Origin of the sequence: Spiroplasma endosymbiont of Phycita roborella, from assembly GCF_964031195.1 — a bacterium.
GTDB lineage: Bacteria > Bacillota_I > Bacilli_A > Mycoplasmatales > VBWQ01 > Spiroplasma_E > Spiroplasma_E ixodetis_A.
Map to the genome: position 1 here is coordinate 13,578 of NZ_CAXIQJ010000002.1, position 18,371 is coordinate 31,948.

18 protein-coding genes, 7 tRNA genes and 3 pseudogenes are annotated in these 18,371 nt (G+C 23.7%); 20 read left to right on the forward strand and 8 right to left on the reverse strand.

Translation table 4 applies throughout. The features are described from left to right. Positions 1-36: 36 nt before the first annotated feature. A protein-coding gene (locus tag AAHM95_RS00495; protein WP_338975281.1) for an IS3 family transposase occupies positions 37-1,154 on the forward strand; the annotation gives its coding sequence in 2 pieces (ribosomal slippage) (positions 37-307 and positions 307-1,154; 1,119 coding nt in all). Here the strand turns inward: AAHM95_RS00495 and AAHM95_RS00500 are convergent. Continuing rightward, positions 1,141-1,272 carry a hypothetical protein gene (locus AAHM95_RS00500; protein ID WP_342273802.1) on the reverse strand — a complete coding sequence of 44 codons (132 nt, stop codon included), beginning with the start codon at positions 1,270-1,272 and terminating at the stop codon, positions 1,141-1,143. The genes AAHM95_RS00495 and AAHM95_RS00500 overlap by 14 nt on opposite strands. A 131-nt stretch (positions 1,273-1,403) precedes the next feature. On the opposite strand from AAHM95_RS00500, the pseudogene AAHM95_RS00505 reads away from it, so the two are divergent. The 7 genes and pseudogenes from AAHM95_RS00505 to AAHM95_RS00535 form a co-directional block, all read left to right on the forward strand. Beyond that, positions 1,404-2,411: pseudogene (locus AAHM95_RS00505) on the forward strand (IS256 family transposase); the annotation flags it as partial. A 97-nt stretch (positions 2,412-2,508) separates the two neighbouring features. Beyond that, the gene (ruvX, locus tag AAHM95_RS00510) at positions 2,509-2,934 is read left to right on the forward strand and encodes a Holliday junction resolvase RuvX (RefSeq protein WP_342273804.1); all 426 of its coding nucleotides are present in this window, start codon (positions 2,509-2,511) and stop codon (positions 2,932-2,934) included. 16 nt (positions 2,935-2,950) lie between these two features. After that, the gene (gene udk / locus AAHM95_RS00515; protein WP_174481256.1) at positions 2,951-3,574 is read left to right on the forward strand and encodes a uridine kinase; all 624 of its coding nucleotides are present in this window, start codon (positions 2,951-2,953) and stop codon (positions 3,572-3,574) included. 163 nt (positions 3,575-3,737) lie between these two features. After that, a pseudogene (locus tag AAHM95_RS09625) lies at positions 3,738-4,826 on the forward strand (IS256 family transposase); the annotation flags it as partial. Between the two features lie 1,444 nt (positions 4,827-6,270). After that, positions 6,271-6,393, forward strand: a complete 123-nt coding sequence (locus AAHM95_RS00525; RefSeq protein WP_255495889.1) for a hypothetical protein — start codon at positions 6,271-6,273, stop codon at positions 6,391-6,393. A 16-nt stretch (positions 6,394-6,409) separates the two neighbouring features. Next, positions 6,410-7,651: a hypothetical protein gene (locus AAHM95_RS00530; protein WP_342273806.1), complete on the forward strand. Its 1,242-nt coding sequence runs from the start codon at positions 6,410-6,412 to the stop codon at positions 7,649-7,651. Then, positions 7,602-9,626, forward strand: coding sequence for a hypothetical protein (locus tag AAHM95_RS00535; protein WP_342273807.1), 2,025 nt, complete (start codon positions 7,602-7,604; stop codon positions 9,624-9,626). Before AAHM95_RS00530 ends, AAHM95_RS00535 begins: the two co-directional genes overlap by 50 nt. On the opposite strand, the gene AAHM95_RS00540 is transcribed toward AAHM95_RS00535, so the two are convergent. The 3 genes from AAHM95_RS00540 to AAHM95_RS00550 all read right to left on the reverse strand — a co-directional run bounded on the left by AAHM95_RS00540 (position 9,623) and on the right by AAHM95_RS00550 (position 10,544). After that, the gene (locus AAHM95_RS00540; protein ID WP_338978536.1) at positions 9,623-9,820 is read right to left on the reverse strand and encodes a hypothetical protein; all 198 of its coding nucleotides are present in this window, start codon (positions 9,818-9,820) and stop codon (positions 9,623-9,625) included. The genes AAHM95_RS00535 and AAHM95_RS00540 overlap by 4 nt on opposite strands. Beyond that, entirely contained in the window at positions 9,813-10,112 is a 300-nt protein-coding gene (locus AAHM95_RS00545; RefSeq protein ID WP_338978534.1) for a hypothetical protein, read from the reverse strand. The genes AAHM95_RS00540 and AAHM95_RS00545 overlap by 8 nt, the downstream gene beginning before the upstream one ends. Before the next feature lie 93 nt (positions 10,113-10,205). Beyond that, positions 10,206-10,544 carry a hypothetical protein gene (locus tag AAHM95_RS00550; protein WP_338978532.1) on the reverse strand — a complete coding sequence of 113 codons (339 nt, stop codon included), beginning with the start codon at positions 10,542-10,544 and terminating at the stop codon, positions 10,206-10,208. A gap of 291 nt (positions 10,545-10,835) precedes the next feature. On the opposite strand from AAHM95_RS00550, the gene AAHM95_RS00555 reads away from it, so the two are divergent. The 5 genes and pseudogenes from AAHM95_RS00555 (at position 10,836) to AAHM95_RS00575 (ending at position 15,091) form a co-directional block, all read left to right on the forward strand. After that, positions 10,836-11,966, forward strand: coding sequence for an Mbov_0401 family ICE element transposase-like protein (locus AAHM95_RS00555; RefSeq protein WP_342273808.1), 1,131 nt, complete (start codon positions 10,836-10,838; stop codon positions 11,964-11,966). Between the two features lie 262 nt (positions 11,967-12,228). Next, the gene (locus AAHM95_RS00560; protein ID WP_425289617.1) at positions 12,229-12,378 is read left to right on the forward strand and encodes an IS3 family transposase; all 150 of its coding nucleotides are present in this window, start codon (positions 12,229-12,231) and stop codon (positions 12,376-12,378) included. A gap of 25 nt (positions 12,379-12,403) precedes the next feature. Then, a pseudogene (locus AAHM95_RS00565) lies at positions 12,404-12,910 on the forward strand (oleate hydratase); the annotation flags it as partial. Positions 12,911-13,232: 322 nt separating this feature from the next. Continuing rightward, complete coding sequence (locus tag AAHM95_RS00570) at positions 13,233-13,610, forward strand: S1 RNA-binding domain-containing protein (protein ID WP_252318945.1); 378 nt, start codon at positions 13,233-13,235, stop codon at positions 13,608-13,610. A gap of 170 nt (positions 13,611-13,780) precedes the next feature. Continuing rightward, complete coding sequence (locus AAHM95_RS00575; RefSeq protein ID WP_338975999.1) at positions 13,781-15,091, forward strand: glucose-6-phosphate isomerase; 1,311 nt, start codon at positions 13,781-13,783, stop codon at positions 15,089-15,091. A gap of 160 nt (positions 15,092-15,251) precedes the next feature. Here AAHM95_RS00575 and AAHM95_RS00580 read toward each other — a convergent pair whose 3' ends face one another. From AAHM95_RS00580 to AAHM95_RS00595, 4 genes are all read right to left on the reverse strand, one after another. After that, entirely contained in the window at positions 15,252-15,686 is a 435-nt protein-coding gene (locus AAHM95_RS00580) for a hypothetical protein (protein WP_342273809.1), read from the reverse strand. A gap of 193 nt (positions 15,687-15,879) precedes the next feature. After that, the gene (locus AAHM95_RS00585) at positions 15,880-16,506 is read right to left on the reverse strand and encodes a cysteine hydrolase family protein (RefSeq protein WP_338962067.1); all 627 of its coding nucleotides are present in this window, start codon (positions 16,504-16,506) and stop codon (positions 15,880-15,882) included. Between the two features lie 9 nt (positions 16,507-16,515). Next, positions 16,516-16,830, reverse strand: a complete 315-nt coding sequence (locus AAHM95_RS00590) for a hypothetical protein (protein WP_281748332.1) — start codon at positions 16,828-16,830, stop codon at positions 16,516-16,518. A 118-nt stretch (positions 16,831-16,948) separates the two neighbouring features. Next, positions 16,949-17,377 carry a hypothetical protein gene (locus tag AAHM95_RS00595; RefSeq protein ID WP_338976000.1) on the reverse strand — a complete coding sequence of 143 codons (429 nt, stop codon included), beginning with the start codon at positions 17,375-17,377 and terminating at the stop codon, positions 16,949-16,951. Between the two features lie 284 nt (positions 17,378-17,661). Here AAHM95_RS00595 and AAHM95_RS00600 point away from each other — a divergent pair. The 7 genes from AAHM95_RS00600 to AAHM95_RS00630 all read left to right on the forward strand — a co-directional run bounded on the left by AAHM95_RS00600 (position 17,662) and on the right by AAHM95_RS00630 (position 18,334). Next, positions 17,662-17,737 (forward strand) — tRNA-Val (locus AAHM95_RS00600). Positions 17,738-17,744: 7 nt separating this feature from the next. Further along, positions 17,745-17,821, forward strand: a tRNA-Thr gene (locus tag AAHM95_RS00605). Positions 17,822-17,832: 11 nt separating this feature from the next. After that, positions 17,833-17,917, forward strand: a tRNA-Tyr gene (locus tag AAHM95_RS00610). Positions 17,918-17,927: 10 nt separating this feature from the next. Next, positions 17,928-18,002, forward strand: a tRNA-Gln gene (locus tag AAHM95_RS00615). A gap of 16 nt (positions 18,003-18,018) precedes the next feature. Then, a tRNA-Lys gene (locus AAHM95_RS00620) sits at positions 18,019-18,093 on the forward strand. Positions 18,094-18,099: 6 nt separating this feature from the next. Further along, positions 18,100-18,187, forward strand: a tRNA-Leu gene (locus AAHM95_RS00625). Between the two features lie 65 nt (positions 18,188-18,252). Next, positions 18,253-18,334: transfer RNA gene (locus AAHM95_RS00630), tRNA-Leu, on the forward strand. Positions 18,335-18,371 lie beyond the last annotated feature (37 nt).

Here is an 18,371-nt window from a genome sequence, read left to right on the forward strand (position 1 = left end):
AGTGAACAAATTAGTTAAAAGAAAGGAATTATAATTATGGTCACTATTAACTCATATTCAGATGAATTTAAAAAACAAATAGTAGCTTTATATCAAAGTGGCAAATCAGTATCTTGCCTTGTTAAAGAATACAATGTTACAAGAGCAGCTACTTACAATTGAATTAAGCAATTTACTAATTCAGGTAGTTTTAAAACTAAAGATAATCTTTCAGATTTAGAAAAACAATTAATTCAAGCAAATAAAGAATTAAAACAGTTACGAATGGAAATTGATATTTTAAAGCAAGCAGCACTAATAATAGGCAGAAAGTAGAGATTATTGCAAATAATAAATCTAAATATAAAATTCGCACAATGTGTCATTTTTTAAAACTCTCTAAATCAACATATTATTTTAATTTAAAGAAAAAAAATAAAATTCAAAATAATATTTATGAACAAGCTGTTATTAGTGCTTTTAAAGAAAATAAAGAAGTTTATGGTACTAGAAGATTAAAAGTCATACTAGCAAACCAAGAAATTTATTTATCACGCAGAAAAATTAAAGAAATTATGAATAAGCATAATTTAATATCAAAATACACTAAATTATCATTCAAAAATTATCATAATAAAGTCAATGATAGTCAAATAACCAATCTTGTTAATAGAAACTTTAATAATAGAATTAAAAATGAAGTTATTGTTAGTGATTTAACTTATGTTCAAGTTAATGGTAAATGAAACTATATTTGCCTATTAATCGACCTATTTAACCGCGAAATTATTGGACATAGTGTTGGAGTTAAAAAAGATGCATCATTAGTATATCAAGCATTTATGCAATCAAATCACTGTTTAAAAGATATTGAAATATTTCATACTGATCGCGGTAATGAATTCAATAATAAAACTATTGATAAACTTTTATTAGCTTTCAACATAACTCGATCTTTAAGCAAAAAAGGATGTCCTTATGACAATGCTGTTGCTGAAGCAACTTTTAAAACTTTCAAAATTGAATTTATTAATGATAAAAATTTTACATCATTAATCCAATTAAAATTAGAATTATTTGATTACATCAATTGATATAACAACATAAGAATTCACAGTACTCTAAACTACCTAACTCCAATTAGTTATCAAAAACAAATGTCTACCAAAAAATAGTCCTAAAAAGGGTTGCCATTCATTTATCTAATAAATTTAATTGATCTAATTCTAAATTATTTAATACATCTTTTATAACTTGTTCATCATACACATTATTATAATTAAAACTACTCAATTCAAAATTTTGTTTTGAACTAAAAACACGATCAAATGGAAATGTTTAGTAATCTGTGTAACTTACAAAAATAACTATGTTTAATTAATTCTAGTAAATATAATTAAATGACTAGAAAGAGTGAGTTACAGATGGCTAAAAAAGATAACTTTAATAATAATGATCCAATATCAAAAGCAGTAGATTTATTACTAGAAAATACTGAAGATTTAACAACAGTTTTTAAACCTGGCGGTTTATATAAAGAATTAACAAAAAGATTAGTTGAAAAAATGTTGAATTCTGAAATGCAAAATTATTTAGGATATGAAAAAAATCAACATAGTACTACTGAAAATGCTCGTAATGGTACAAGTTCAAAAAAATTAATAACTCAACAAGGTAAAATTGAAATTGATGTACCAAGAGATCGCAATAGTAATTTTACTCCTGTAATAGTTCCTAAAAGGCAAAGAAGATTTGATGGTTTTGATCAACAAGTTCTTTCCTTGTATGCAAAAGGAATGACATTATCTGACATTAGAATGCAGTTGCAAGAGTTATATCATGGTGCTGATATTAGTGAAAGTGTTATTAGTCAAATTACTGATGATGTTATTGATGATGTTAAAGCATGACAAAATCGACCATTAGAAAGTATTTATCCTATTGTTTATTTTGATTGTATAGTAGTTAAAGTACGACAAGATAAACGGATTATTAACAAATCAGTTTATATAGCATTAGGAGTTGATTTAGAAGGCAAAAAAGATGTTTTAGGATTATGAATTAGTGAAAATGAAGGTTCTAAGTTTTGATTATCTAATTTCACAGAAATGAAAAATCGTGGCTTAAATGATATTCTTATTGCTTGTAGTGATAATTTAACAGGCATGTCAGAAGCAATACAATCAGTTTATCCTAAAACAGAACATCAATTATGCATTGTTCATCAAATTAGAAATAGTTTAAAATATGTTTCATACAAACATCGAAAAGGTCTAGTTGCAGATTTAAAACCAATTTATAGTGCATGTAGTGAAGAACAAGCAATGCAAGCTTTAGAATCGTTTGAAAGTAAATGAAATAAACAATATACTCAAATTACTAAATCTTGATATAAAAATTGGAGGCTTTTTAATAATCTGTGTATCTTTGTTTTACAAAGTTACTAATTTAGATTAATTCTGTCTTCAAATTTTATCATAAAATTAATATATTATTAAAATTAAAAAAAATATTAAGTATAATAAATTTATGAAATATTTAGGCATTGATTTAGGTAGTAAAACATTAGGACTTGCTCGTGGTGAAGGAAAAATTGCTTTTTCTTGAAAAACTATTCGTTTCCCAGAGCATGATTTTAATAATACTATTATCCAACTCCAAAATGTTATTAAAGAATATGATGCTGATATTCTTGTTTTTGGTTACCCTTTAAACATGGATAGCACAGTCGGCCCCAGCGCAAAAATTGTTTTAAATTTTATTGATAAATTTAAATTAACACAAAATAATGATAAACTAAATATTGTTTTACAAGATGAAAGAAGAACTACCTATTCTTCGCAGCAAATATTAATTAAATCTAATGTTTCTTCAAATAAAAGAAAACAAGTTAAAGATCAATTGGCTGCTGCTATTATTTTACAATCATACTTTGATAAAATAACTCAATCTTAAATTTTAGGAGATAAATGTGAAATATAAAAAAATTAATTTAATCGCTATCGCTGGCGGCAGTGCTTCAGGAAAAACAACAGTAGCAGAAAAAATTGCTGAAGCTTGTAATAAAAAAAATGTCATTTTTGTACAAATGGATAATTATTATCATGACCTTAGTAATTTAAAAGTTGAAGAAAGAAAAAAAACTAATTTTGATCACCCTAATGCTATTGATATGAAATTATTAATTCATGATTTAGAACAATTATTACTCGGCAATGCTATTGAAGAGCCTATTTATGATTTTAAAATCAATAGTCGCAGTAAAAACACTGAGATTATTGGTCCGGGTGACGTTATCATTCTGGATGGTATTTTTGCTTTAGAAAATCCTATTATTCGTGAATTATCTACTATCAAAATTTTTGTTGATACTGATAGTGATACTAGACTACTAAGAAGAATTAAACGAGATGTTAGTTTTAGAAATCGTACTCTTGACAGTGTTTTACAACAATATGCATTAACTGTTAAACCTATGCATGATGCTTTTGTTGAGCCAACTAAACGTTATGCTGATATTATTATTCCTTTTGATTTTCATAATACTGTAGCTATTGATATTATTGCTACTAAAATTAAAGCAATTATTAAATAATTGCTTTAAGCTTTAATTTTTAAAATAACAATAAAATGCATCTTTAAGATGCATTTTTAAATTGTTTTTGGAAATGTTTAGTAATCTGTGTAACTTACAAAAATAACTATGTTTAATTAATTCTAGTAAATATAATTAAATGACTAGAAAGAGTGAGTTACAGATGGCTAAAAAAGATAACTTTAATAATAATGATCCAATATCAAAAGCAGTAGATTTATTACTAGAAAATACTGAAGATTTAACAACAGTTTTTAAACCTGGCGGTTTATATAAAGAATTAACAAAAAGATTAGTTGAAAAAATGTTGAATTCTGAAATGCAAAATTATTTAGGATATGAAAAAAATCAACATAGTACTACTGAAAATGCTCGTAATGGTACAAGTTCAAAAAAATTAATAACTCAACAAGGTAAAATTGAAATTGATGTACCAAGAGATCGCAATAGTAATTTTACTCCTGTAATAGTTCCTAAAAGGCAAAGAAGATTTGATGGTTTTGATCAACAAGTTCTTTCCTTGTATGCAAAAGGAATGACATTATCTGACATTAGAATGCAGTTGCAAGAGTTATATCATGGTGCTGATATTAGTGAAAGTGTTATTAGTCAAATTACTGATGATGTTATTGATGATGTTAAAGCATGACAAAATCGACCATTAGAAAGTATTTATCCTATTGTTTATTTTGATTGTATAGTAGTTAAAGTACGTCAAGATAAACGGATTATTAACAAATCAGTTTATATAGCATTAGGAGTTGATTTAGAAGGCAAAAAAGATGTTTTAGGATTATGAATTAGTGAAAATGAAGGTTCTAAGTTTTGATTATCTAATTTCACAGAAATGAAAAATCGTGGCTTAAATGATATTCTTATTGCTTGTAGTGATAATTTAACAGGCATGTCAGAAGCAATACAATCAGTTTATCCTAAAACAGAACATCAATTATGCATTGTTCATCAAATTAGAAATAGTTTAAAATATGTTTCATACAAACATCGAAAAGGTCTAGTTGCAGATTTAAAACCAATTTATAGTGCATGTAGTGAAGAACAAGCAATGCAAGCTTTAGAATCGTTTGAAAGTAAATGAAATAAACAATATCCTCAAATTACTAAACATTTCCACAAAGGTGATTATACACATGCACCAACTTGTGATTTTTCTGCTAAACAACAAAAACGAATTACTACTAATGAAAATGAAATTACCAAATTAAATACTGAATTAATTAAAGCAAATGAAAATATTAATGATGTTAAAAATAATTGATTTAATATTGAAACTAGTCCTTTATGAAAGAAAGTTAAAAATGAAAATATTAAAATAGATACATGATATATTATTGATTGAACATATTATTTTATTGATAGTAAACAACTTATTATAAGTAATAATAAATTAACTAAATCTAATATAAGAATTACTAATGGTCAAATAGAACAAAAACAAATAATAATTGAAAATATTGATGTTAATATTGACAAAGTAACATTATTATATGATGTTGATTTAATAAAGTTTATTATTACTAATAGCACAAAAAAGTATACACCAATAATTCATAATATATATCAATATCAAGGAACTGGGACACCAACTGAATTTATAGCAGAAGAAAATACTGAACGTGATTACTATACAAAAATAGAAACTAATAATTTATTAGATAAAAAACAAGATAAATTAATTGCTGGTACTAATATAACTATTGATGAAAATAATAAAATTAGTGCTACTGGTGGTAAAGTAGATTTATCAGATTATTATAAAAAAGAAGAAGTAGATAAAAAATTAGAAGATACAAAAGCACAATTTCCGATTGCATTTCAAATAAATGCTGTTGGTCAAGAAATTCCTAATTTAGAAACTACTAATAAAACTGTTGCTGGTGCTATTAATGAAAATAAAAGTAATATTGATAAAAAACAAGAAAAAGAAAATTGAAAAATAATAGGTAAAAGTCTTGATAATCGTACATCAGAAGATTTTGCTCTTAGTTTTAATAAATATTATAGAGTATTTATAACATGAGATAAACCACTTTTTAATCAAACAAGTGTAAAACTAAAAATAGAATTTAAATCTAGTTCTACTCATATAGGTGGAGATTATATGCTTATTAAAGGTAAAATTGATAATGAAGATTCTTCATTAATTATTAAATTAGGAACTGTTGATGGTAATAAAAGTCAATTAATTATTATTGGAGGAAATAAACAATATGGAAATATATTTTCATTAGAAGAATTACAAGATACTATTAAAATAGATATTCAACCAAAATTAAAAATTAATTCAAGAAGTTTAGAAACTAATGAAATTGAAGAAAATATTTGAGATATTGAATTAAAAGATATTCCTCCAACACCAAGTCCAAGTGGTTCAAATTGAAAAGAAGTAGGAACAAGAGAAAAAAATAAATGAGATAATTGACAAATTACTTATGATTTTCAAGAGAATAAACATTATAGAGTTTATTATTCTTGAAGTATATATAATCCAGTTTATACTATTCAAGAATTTATTATAACTGATAAAAAAATTGCTGGTGTACAAATACAAACTTTTAATGATAGTGCTAATATAGTAATTTTATCAGTTCAACATGCAAAATGGATTACTATTTATACTGGAAAAGGTAATTTAAAAGGTAATGTATGAAAATTAGAAGAATTACAGGAATAATATTATGTTTTTTAAAATTATAAAAATTATTTTAGGTTTAATAGGAGTTTTATTATCTTCTGCGGTTGCTGGTTTAATTATATTCATTATTGTAAAAATTGTATTAAAAATTAATCAAATCTTTTAAAAAGGTGGTGAATATTATGTTAGGTAGATTTTTTAGAAAAGATAAAAGTAATATTAGTGATAATCAAAATGAAAAAGTAAAATTTTTAACTAATAAAAATAAAAGTACTCATGCTTCAATTTTAAATTATTTTGGTTTTAATGATTTTAATCATGAAACTTATTTTACTGATTTTGTAGCAGAAAATAATGCTAATTTATATAATGCTCCATTAGAAATAAATAATGAAACTATTAAACAGTATCTAATTCAACAAGAATTTTATAGAAAAAATTGAAATTCTATTTTTAAATTAAGTAAATTAGGAATTAGTGGTTATTTAATTTATATTGCAAATGATGACTTATATTTTCAAGTAGTTGACATACAACAAAGAGTTTATGATATTACTGGTAAATTAATTCAATGTACTATTTTTTATGATAGTTATCAACAAAATGCACAAATTGTAAGATTATTTGAAATTTATACATTAAATAATGAACAAGTAACTATTAATCGTGCAATTTATAGTATTAATGATAATAAAAAACAATTTCCATTAGATTTTAAATCATTCATTAATAATCCAAATTTAGAACAAGAACAAATACTAAATATTAATTATATACCAATAGCAATTATGCGAAATAAAGCAAATGAGTTAGCAGATTGTAATAAAGTAATGGATAAAATTAAAGCATTAGATGTTATTTATGAACAAATTGTTCTAGATACTATTTTAAATTCACCTAAATTTATATTTAGTCAAACTTATGGTAATGTTCAATCAACATTAGAAGAAGCAGTAAGAACATTAGTTACTAAAAACTACATATTTAAAAGTGGTGGAGATAATAATGAACAAAACGAAAATATCAATATGACAAATAGTAATTTTAAAGGTAAAAATTTAACTGATATATATGATTGAAATGTTAATGAAATATTTAAACGTTGTGGTATTCATATACCAAGTCAAAAGAAATCTGCACAACAATCAGTTCCCGAAAGTACAGCTGTAAATATTTCAACCATTAATTATATTGAACAAAAATTATGGCAATTTAATATTGATATTCTTAAATTTATTCAAATATTAGTACGTTTAGATAAAGATTTATTAAATAGTAAAACATTTAATATTAATGATGAACAAGAAATTAATAATTTAAAAGTTAAATTAAAATTATTTAATCCCGAAAATAACCAATTAATAGGAGAGAACAATGGAAAACAACAACAAACCACAAACGAAGTTTCCACAGAAACAAACTAAACTTAATCAAGCAGAAGTAGAAAATGATTATTTAATTGATAATATTCCTTATGACTTTACTAATATGATGGGTGCTACTAGTGACCCCGATATTAATAGAGCATACGATGAATTTAAAAAAAGAACAATTTATATTTATGAAATTGAACGTTTATTTAAAAATAATGAAAATAATACTTTAAAATTTTCAGCAAATACTATTAAAATTGGTTTTATTGATATTAATAAAGTATTAAAAACTATTGCAGTTGAAACATCTGATTTTACTATGCAATTAAATCAAAGAGCAAGCACAAATATTAATGATAATACAATTGAATATAGTATGACTGATATTAAAAATTTAATTTTTCAAGAAATAAATTTACTAAATCAATTTAAGTTATATGCTGTATCTATTAATGAACCCTTAACTGAAAATAATATTGATAATTTATATATCATTAATAATTATTCTCAACCTTATCAAAATCCAAAAACAAGAAGTACTAAAAGTATTACTATTATTAAAATTAAAGATTTTAAAACAAGAGATGGTTATCCAATAATTATTAAATTACAAAAACCATTAGATAAAGATACAAAAATAATTGGTTTAAAAATTAAAGCCCCTAGAAGCATGATTTTTGGCAATATAAAGGTACTTGGTGAAGTTGACAATATGGAAGTATACCCAAAGTTATTTGTCAAAGATAAGATAGCATTTCCGCTATTATCAATGCCTATTGAAACTCAACCAAAAGTTAGAATATTACAACAATGATTTAGTGAACAAATATTACCATGAAATTTAGCAAAACAATTTATTGGACAAGAAAAATCAGTTTTAGACTTAATTAAAATTAGTACTGGTACTATAACAAGAAAAGAAGTTATTAATAATGCAAGAGTAACTGATACTTGATTAGGTTGAGAAATGGGTGCTGTTTGAGATGGTAATTGACCATTAAAACACGAAATACATTTAGAAGATAAAAAAGTTTTATCTTATAGTAATGAAGGATGATATGTTTATCTTGCAACCAATAATAGATTTAAAAGTATAGCAATTGAAATACAAGATGCGCCAACTATTGATAGTTTACAACAGTTATTATTAGATATGCTAAGTTATACATATAACTATAATAGAAATTTTAATGGTGCAGAATATGATGATAAAGGTAAGCCAACAAATAAAATGGCAGAATTACATGATACATTTTCAGGACAAAAACCCGATGAAATAATTACTAACTTATTTAAACAATGAGAGTTTGAATATCCAAATTATATAACTTTACCACAAATACAAATATTTAAACAAGTATTTATTATGTTATCAAAATATATTTATTCATCATTATCAATTAATAAAGGATTAAATGATGATAATAAAATATTATTGCCTTATTATTTTGAATTAAAATCAACTCCAATTAAACCTAGTAAAATAGATATTTGACAATTTAAAGATGTAAAGGTAATATTAAAATCTCCATATTTTGATTTTACCGATATTAATAACATTAAATTGAAAAACAATGATATTAGTCAAAATGAATTATTTAAGTTAGATGATAATCAATTTAACTGATTATCTATTACAAATGAATTAGAAAGTAATAACATACCTTCATTAATTCCTGCTGATTGAACATTAGCTAATGGTGAATATGGAAAATATTTTACAAGAGTAATTATTGATAAAATTAAAATTAAAAATGCTTTAAATTTATATGGTTCTAATAAATCACAATTATTTTCTAAACTGGAATTTTATAAAGAAATTTTAAAAGTTGATAATAATAGTGAATTTGAATTACAAATAGAAAATCCTATTAATAACTTAAATAGGATTGAAATTAGTGGAATATTTGGAGCTGGTAATTATGACTTAATTTTAATAACTGATAAACAAGAAATAAGTTTAAATAATATTAATTTATTTGATAAATATAATGAAAATATTTCTTATATAAATTTAGAAATTTAATTATCAAAATATCAATCAGGATAGTTACCATCTCATTTTATATCATCTTCATGTTTTGGTTTTTTAGAAAAATATAATTGAAAAATATTTTCACTTGTATATGTATTAACTCAAATAGTAGTTGTTCCATATACCATTTCTCCATTTCGTGTTAAATAATGTTTAACATTAGTACCTACATTATGGCTAAGCACCCCCCATGATTAAACCAATTGTTCCAGTTGTTGCACCAGTTAGTGCTAATGCTAATGTTATTTTACTTAAATTTGTTTTTATTCATGTTTTCATATTAAATTGCTCCTTTTTTATTTTATTATTTTTTCTTAACTCTTCACAAGTTTTTAATCATTTTGGTAATAATTCATGTTCTAAATTAATTGCATGATTTTCACAAAGAAAAAGACTAAATGTTGTTGATTTTAATTCTAATAAAACAATATTACTTCATTTGTTACTACAATTTTTATTTTGACAGATAACATTCATTTTTCAAAATCTTTTTGAAAGATTTTAAGTTACTTACAACTTTTAATAACTTTTCTTTGTTCATGATAATTTACTCCTATTTTTAAATGAAATTTAAGATATTACACAATTATTATTTTTAATAAAAACTTTACTACTTTTTTCTTGATTATTAATAGATTTATATGAATTAATAATATTGATATCATTTAATTGTAACAATGGTGTTAGTTCTGTTAATTCTGTAATTTTACTTAGTTCGTTTGATAACTTTCTTTTAGAAATTTCTAGTTCTTTTTCAAAACTAACAATTTCCCTTGAATAAATTCTTAAATCATATTCATTGGGTTTATTTTTTTCTTTCTCTTTAATTATTATAATATTTATATAATTAATCATTTCTTGAATTTCTTGAATTTTATTTTTTAAAATTTCTATTTTTCCTATTTCCATTTTAATTTCTCCTTATCTCTTAACATTTTATTGTTAAATTATACTTATTTTTTGATATTTTTACAATTATACTTTTAAACGTAAAATAACGCCTAAATTAAAGGCGTTTATTTTATGATACCTATACTATTAATTATATTGAAATTGTTTATTATATTTTAAATATGAAAGTATTTTTTTTATTTAATTTTAAATTACACTTATATATGTATACAATAATTAAGTAAATTAATTTTTTAAATATATTTACAATAAATTTAGATTTTTTTAAAATAGTTAGGAGAAGTAAATTTGAATTTTAATTATAAATGAAATTTTAGAGAACAAAGTGCAAAAATTGATAAATTAGTTTTAGAACATATAAGAAAAAAATGAGAAAAATGAGATTGAAGAATAAAAAATACAAGAGATAAAAAGAAATATAAAATTGTTGATTATCAATATCGAACAAGAAAAATAATGTATGGATTAGTAACTTATAAAAGAAGAATTTATGAATATTTTGATGAAAAATTACAAAAATGAGTTCGTGTTTGTTTAGTTGATGAATGACTAGAATTACCTAAATATAAAAGAATTGGTGAAGATGTTGAACAAACTATTATTGAATATTTTGCTGATGGAAAAAGATATCATGATATTTGTGCTATTTGTAAAAAAGCAGGTATTAGTGTTAGTACTGTTCATAGAGTTTTTAAAAATTTAGAAGTAATTGAAGCAAATCCAGTAAAAGTAAAATTAGAAAAAAATCAACCTATTTTTGTAGCAATTGATGATGGACATCGAAAGTTTTGAGATTTTAAACGTAAAGGTACAAAACACTCTATGAGATTAATAGTAACATATACAGATAATATTAATCATAAAGTACAAAATAAAAGAGTAAAAGCAATTATTAGACCAACAAGAACAGCAATTGGCGTTAAAAAAACTGCTGAATTTGTTAAAGAACATTGTCAAAAATTTTATGAAAACATTGAACAAGCAAAAATTATTATTTGTGGTGATAGTGCAGGATGAATTAAAGATGTTGCTGATTATTTAGGTGCACAGTTTGTTTTAGATAAATTCCATTTAATTAGAACATTATATCTTGGTATAATGGCGGGAAATAAAGGAAAATATTTAAAAGAATATAATTACTGTAAAAATTTAATTAATAATGGTCAATATGAACAATTAATTGATTATTTATATAAAGAATTAGATAATCATAAAAAATTAAAGAAAAAATATTTTAAAAATAATAAACAAGGTATTGAAAATCAAGGTGCAAAATGAAATATTGGTTGCTTTACTGAAACTAATATTTGACATGTTTTAAAAGAAATGCTTGGTAATAGAACTTATAATATTTCAATTTATATTAAAATGGTTATTTTTAAATGTAATAAAATAAATACAGAGATACAATTATTATAAATTAAAATTTAACTTTTTTTTAAAAATCAAAATAGAATAAAACTTATTAAATGTGTTTTAATAAGAATTTTTGTTGTGTATAAATATTAAATTTATTTTTTAATTTTTTAGTAATTTTTAAAAATAAGTATTTTAGTTGCATTTAAGTTAAAAAAATTATATTATTTAAATACAATTTCATAAAAATCCAAATTATTTCTTGTCTAACATAATAATAAGACTATAACGATTTAATTTATTCCGGATTTTTGACATTCTCCCTTTATTTAATGATAAAAATTTTACATCATTAATCCAATTAAAATTAGAATTATTTGATTACATCAATTGATATAACAACATAAGAATTCACAGTACTCTAAACTACCTAACTCCAATTAGTTATCAAAAACAAATGTCTACCAAAAAATAGTCCTAAAAAGGGTTGCCATTCCAATATTAAAAAAAGTATTACTGAATGTTCTGGCATGGAAATAGCTCAAGAGTGATTATATCATATTGGTGTTCCTGAAGAAGAAATCTTTGAACTTGCTAAAAACTCATGTAATGTGGTACCAGTTTATATGCCATTTATTACCTCATATTTTATGCCAAGAGAAATTGGTGATCGTCCTTTAGTAGTTCCAGAAGGTTCAAAAAATTTAGCATTTATTGGTAATTTTAGTGAAACTGAAGATGATACAGTTTTTACAACCGAATATTCAGTGAGAACTGCTATGGAAGCCGTCTATAAATTATTAAACGTTGATAGAGGAATACCAGAAGTTTTTGCTTCAGCATATGATATTAGAGTACTATTGAATTCAACTCATATTTTATGAGATAAGAAAAAAATTAATGATATACAAGTTCCTCTCATCTTAAAAATTTTCCGTAGAGGTGCATTAAAAAAAATCAAGGGAACTTTTCTAGAAGAATTACTTGAAAAATCTGGATTACTATAATAAATTCCAATATTTTTAATAATATTTATAAAATAAAAATATTTATTTTAAATTACCGTTTTAAGTATAAAATAAAGAAAAATATTAAAAAAAATTAGTGATATTGTTACAAATAACATTCATTTCTTTAAAAACAAACAAGTTGCTAACAAATTTAATATTCTAATAATCTTTAAATTTAAAATCAATTAATAATTTCTCATTCTAATGTTTAGAAATTCATAAAATTAATATTATTAATTTTAACTTCAAGATTAAATATAATGTTATAATATTTTTATGTATTATTAAATTATACAAAAGAAAGAGGAATTAACTTATTATGAGTACAATTATTAAAAATGAAGAAAATGAATCAAATGTTCAACAATTTCAAGTTGGTGACATTATTACCGTAACTCCAACTGGAATAAAGGAATTTGGAGTTTTTTGTAAGTGTCCAAATGGATTTTCTGGTTTAATTCACATTAGTCGTATTACCCCTAAATTTGTTAAAAATGTTAGTGATTATTTTACAATTGGTACATCAGTTAAAGCAGAAATAACAGGTATTGATCATACTAAACAACAATTAAGTTTAAGTACAAAAGAACAAGGATTAGTGGCAAAGAATAATTCTTCAATTGAAGAAAATGGTAAAGGATTTGCACCAATAAGAGAAACTGTTGATAATTGATTTAAAAAAGAAGAAAATAATTAAAATACTATTTTTCTTCCAAATAATAAAAAATATTGCTATTTAATGGCAATATTTTTTATTTTTTTCTTGCAATCTAAAATTTTTACAACTATATTTTTATTATAAATATTAAATAGTATTATTACGAATTAATATTTTAATTTTAAATACTATAAGGAGGTTATAGAATAGTGATAAAAACTAATTTAAAGTTTACTAATTTAGATATGAAAGAATTATCAACTTTATATCAAGAAAAAGTAACGGCGATTAACGCCGAACTGGAAAGTAATGCTAAAAATGAAGATGGTTGATTAGGATGAATTGATTTTCCATTTGCATACCAAAAAGACATTACTTTTCAAGAGTCTTGAAAGCGAATGAAAACTCTAGCATTGAAACTACAAAAAGAAATACAAGTTTTAGTAGTAATTGGTATTGGTGGATCATATTTAGGTGCTAGAGCAGGAATTGATATGGTGCAAGGTTTATTTAATAATACTGCTCCTGTTAAAGTAATTTATATGGGTAATACTATGAGTTCAACTTATGTTCACCAAGTTTTATCATATTTAAAAGATAAAGAATTTGCCATTAATGTTATTTCTAAATCAGGAACTACTACTGAACCAGCAATTGCCTTTCGTTTGTTAAAAGAACTATTAATTAAACAAAAGAAAAATAAGAATATTGTTAATAACAGAATTATCGCTACTACTGATAAAACAAGAGGAGTACTCCATGATTTGGCAAAAGAAGAAGGATATGAAAGCTTTGTTATCCCCGATAATATCGGTGGTAGATACTCTGTTTTAACTCCTGTTGGTATTTTTCCGATGATGGTAGCAGGAATTAACTGTGAAGAAATTATTGCTAGTGCACAATTAGCAGCAAAAGAATGTAAAAGTGATAAAATTGATGTTAATAATGCTTATTTATATGCAGTTTCTCGCTATCATTTACATAAAACTAATAATAAAGCAGTTGAAATTTTAGTAAGCTATGAATTACAAATGCAAATGTTATGTGAATGATGAAAACAATTATTTGGTGAATCAGAAGGTAAGGATGGCAAAGGATTATTACCAGCTAGTGTTGTTTTTTCAACTGATTTACATTCAATGGGCCAATTTATTCAAGAAGGTTCAAAAATGTTTTTTGAAACAGTAATAAAAATCAAAAAACCTAATGAAGATATCAAAATTCCACTTGATAAAGAAAACAATGATCAATTAAACTATTTAACAAAACATTCTTTACATGAAATTAATAATATTGCCTTACAAGGAACTATTGAAGCTCATAGTGATGAAATAGTAGGAAAAACTCCAAATATTTTATTAGAATGGGATACAATGGATAGCAAAATGTTTGGTTATGCTAGTTATTTCTTTATGAAGGCTTGTGCTGTTAGTGCAAAATTATTAGGTGTTGACCCATTTAACCAACCTGGTGTTGAAGTATACAAAAAGAAAATGTTTACATTATTAGGTAAAAAATAATTTCCTAATAATAAATTTAATAAAACATTAAAATATAGTTATATAAAAACCATTCTGAAAAGAATGGTTTTTATATAATTTACTTAGTTGTTTTTCACTTATTAATTTACAATATTATATTATGACATTTTTTTGCAAATAATAATCTAAATAAATGTAATTATAAGTTAAGTTGTATTTTAAATGATGGTAAATGATATATACCAGTACTAGTTGATGGTGCATTTATAAAATCAAATTGATTTATTTCATTTACCATTTTTTGTTCTTGTTCTTTAATTAAAAAACTTTCTACTATATGCTTAGTTATTTGTTCTTGAATAGAATATTGTGCTTTTTCTTCAGAAAAACCTTGATTAATACATTCAATAAAAATGAAAGATAATTTTTCATTTATTTCATTATTTTTAATAATCTCTTGATAAACATCATTAAATTCATTATTTAATAATTTTATATTTAATATTAATAAATCTTCATAACTCATATTTATAAAATTTAAATTAAATTCAAATTTTTCAAAAATATTTATTATTAATTGTTGATTTTCAAGTTCTTGATACTCACTTTTTGATTGGATTACTTTACTAGCCATCTTTTAATCTTCCTTTTCTAATATTTTAATTTAATAAAACCTAATATAGATTAATTTCTATATTAGGTATAAACATTTATTAAATTATTTTATTATTTTATCATAATTTCTATTCTAAATATAAAAATTATTAAATAATATGGATAAAATTTATTATTTATATAAATTTATTTTATTTAAAACTCTACTTTAATTAAATAACATCCTTAACAATAGTAATGCCATTTTTAAGCATTGAATATCATGCATATTGATTTAAAATATGAGCTGGATGCTCTGGTTGATCATAAGTATTTGTCATTGTCATTGGAACAATAACATTTACTTCTTTATTGTGCTGATTAAATCAAGTTTTACAACTAATAGCAAATTGATAAATACAAATATCAGTACAACAACCAACAATAATAATGTTATCCCATTGTAAATTTGGCTTAAAATCAAAAGCAAAAAAACCATTAGTACTATTTTTTTTAATAATCTTAATATTGTCAAATTTTAATTCTTCTACTAACTCTGATTCAATAGTATTTTCCAAACAATGACTAGGAAAAGTATGGAATTCGGGACTATGTTCATTATGAGCATCATTAAAAGCAATAACTTTGGTTTCATTAGTATTTACTTTTGCTAATAAATTTTTAATTGGTTTAATAATTGAATTAATATTAGGTGAAAATAAATTTCCTTTTTTAGCAAAGCCATTAACCATATCAACAATAAATATAATATTATGACCTTTTAAAGTTTTAAAATCTAAATTAACTGTTTTATCCAAAGTTTTATTTATCATTTCAATAAATGAATCATTATTTTTCATTATTCACCTCTATTTTTTAAAAATTAATCGTTTAATAATAAATCAAATTATACTACAGCCAGAACAAATTGGCATTAAGAAAATAGTAAAAATAATTCCTACTTTTAAAAAGAAAATATCTACTGTTATTCCTTGACTACTTTGATAGGTTAAACTATCAATTACACCATTTATATAAATAAAATTAAATCCATTAAAAATATCTATTTTAATACTTAATAACATAATTAACCCTAATAATAAAAATATAAAACCAGAAAAAAATAAAATAGTAATTATTTTTTCATCAAGAGGTAATTTTTTTCATCAATTTTTAGTTATCATTATTATCACCTATTTTTTTTAATTATATCATTGTTATATTACTACTATAAAATAAATAAAAAAATTCTTACTTTAATGTGAAAAATAAGAATTTTTTAAAATTAATAAATTGCTATTTTTACTTTTTTACTACTTTTAAATAACAACTGTATCCAAAAATAATAATACTTGTAAACAATAAGATTGGAGTAGCAATAACCGATAAGATTAATCCTATTTGTAACTGTGCTGCTGTACCTGTTAAAGTTGCAGTTCCACCTAATGCAGCAACTGCAATTTTTAATTTATCAAAATAATCAGTTAATGACATAGTAACACCAAAATTAGTTATACTACCCTTAATAAAATCTCCAATAGTTCAAGGATGAGAATTTCTTAAAATTCAAAACCCATCATGACTTTCGGCCACTTTAGCTCCTAGAGGTTTAACTGTTCAAGATACTGTTCCAATTAAAATTAATCCTAAAATCATTACTATTAACATAGTTATAAATACGTAAAAACTAATTTTATCTAACTTTGATAATTTTTTTCAAATTTTTTGCATAAATTTTCCCTTTCTTTTAATATAAATATGGCTCAAAAAAATTGTAGCAAACTCTAAAAAAATATTATATTTAAAATATATAAAAACTGAAAATAGGTATAAAATAGTAATATTTAACATAAAATTACTTTTTTTGGTTTTTTCTCTTAAGTTTTCTTTTAAAAAATAATTAAAAATAAAATAATTTTACATTATCTTTAAAAAATAATTGTAAATGTGAAAAATATCTATTATAATGATTAAGGTTTTTTAAGAATAAATAATTCTAATAAAACAAAAAATAAGGAGTATTAGCTCAGCTGGGAGAGCAATTGCCTTACAAGCAATAGGTCGGCGGTTCAAGTCCGTCATACTCCACCATTTACCTGCTGATGTGGCTCAATCCGGCAGAGCAACGGTTTTGTAAACCGTAGGTTGCAGGTTCGATTCCTGTCATCAGCACCATTATTATTTATGGAGGGGTAGCAAAGTGGCCAACTGCACCTGGCTGTAAACCAGATCTCTTCGAGTTCGGGGGTTCGACTCCCTCCCCCTCCACCATATTACTTATTGGGGTGTAGCCAAGCGGTAAGGCAACGGCCTTTGACGCCGTCATGCGTTGGTTCAAATCCAACCACCTCAGCCATATATTTTATTAATTTGTCCTCGTAGCTCAGCGGTAGAGCACTCGGCTTTTAACCGAGGTGTCGCAAGTTCGATCCTTGCCGGGGACACCATTTGATGCCCAGGTGGTGAAATGGCAGACACGTCGGGCTTAAGATCCGATGACTTTTACAGGTTGTGCGAGTTCGAGTCTCGCTCTGGGCACCATTTTATATATTTATTAATGACGAGGAAGTATTCCTCATTTTTTATAAATAAGTAAACTATATTTTGCCCAGATGGCGAAATGGCAGACGCAGTAGACTCAAAATCTACCGAGAAATCATACGGGTTCGAGTCCCGCTCTGGGCACCACTAATATTAAATTATTAGTATAAAAAGGTATTCTTTT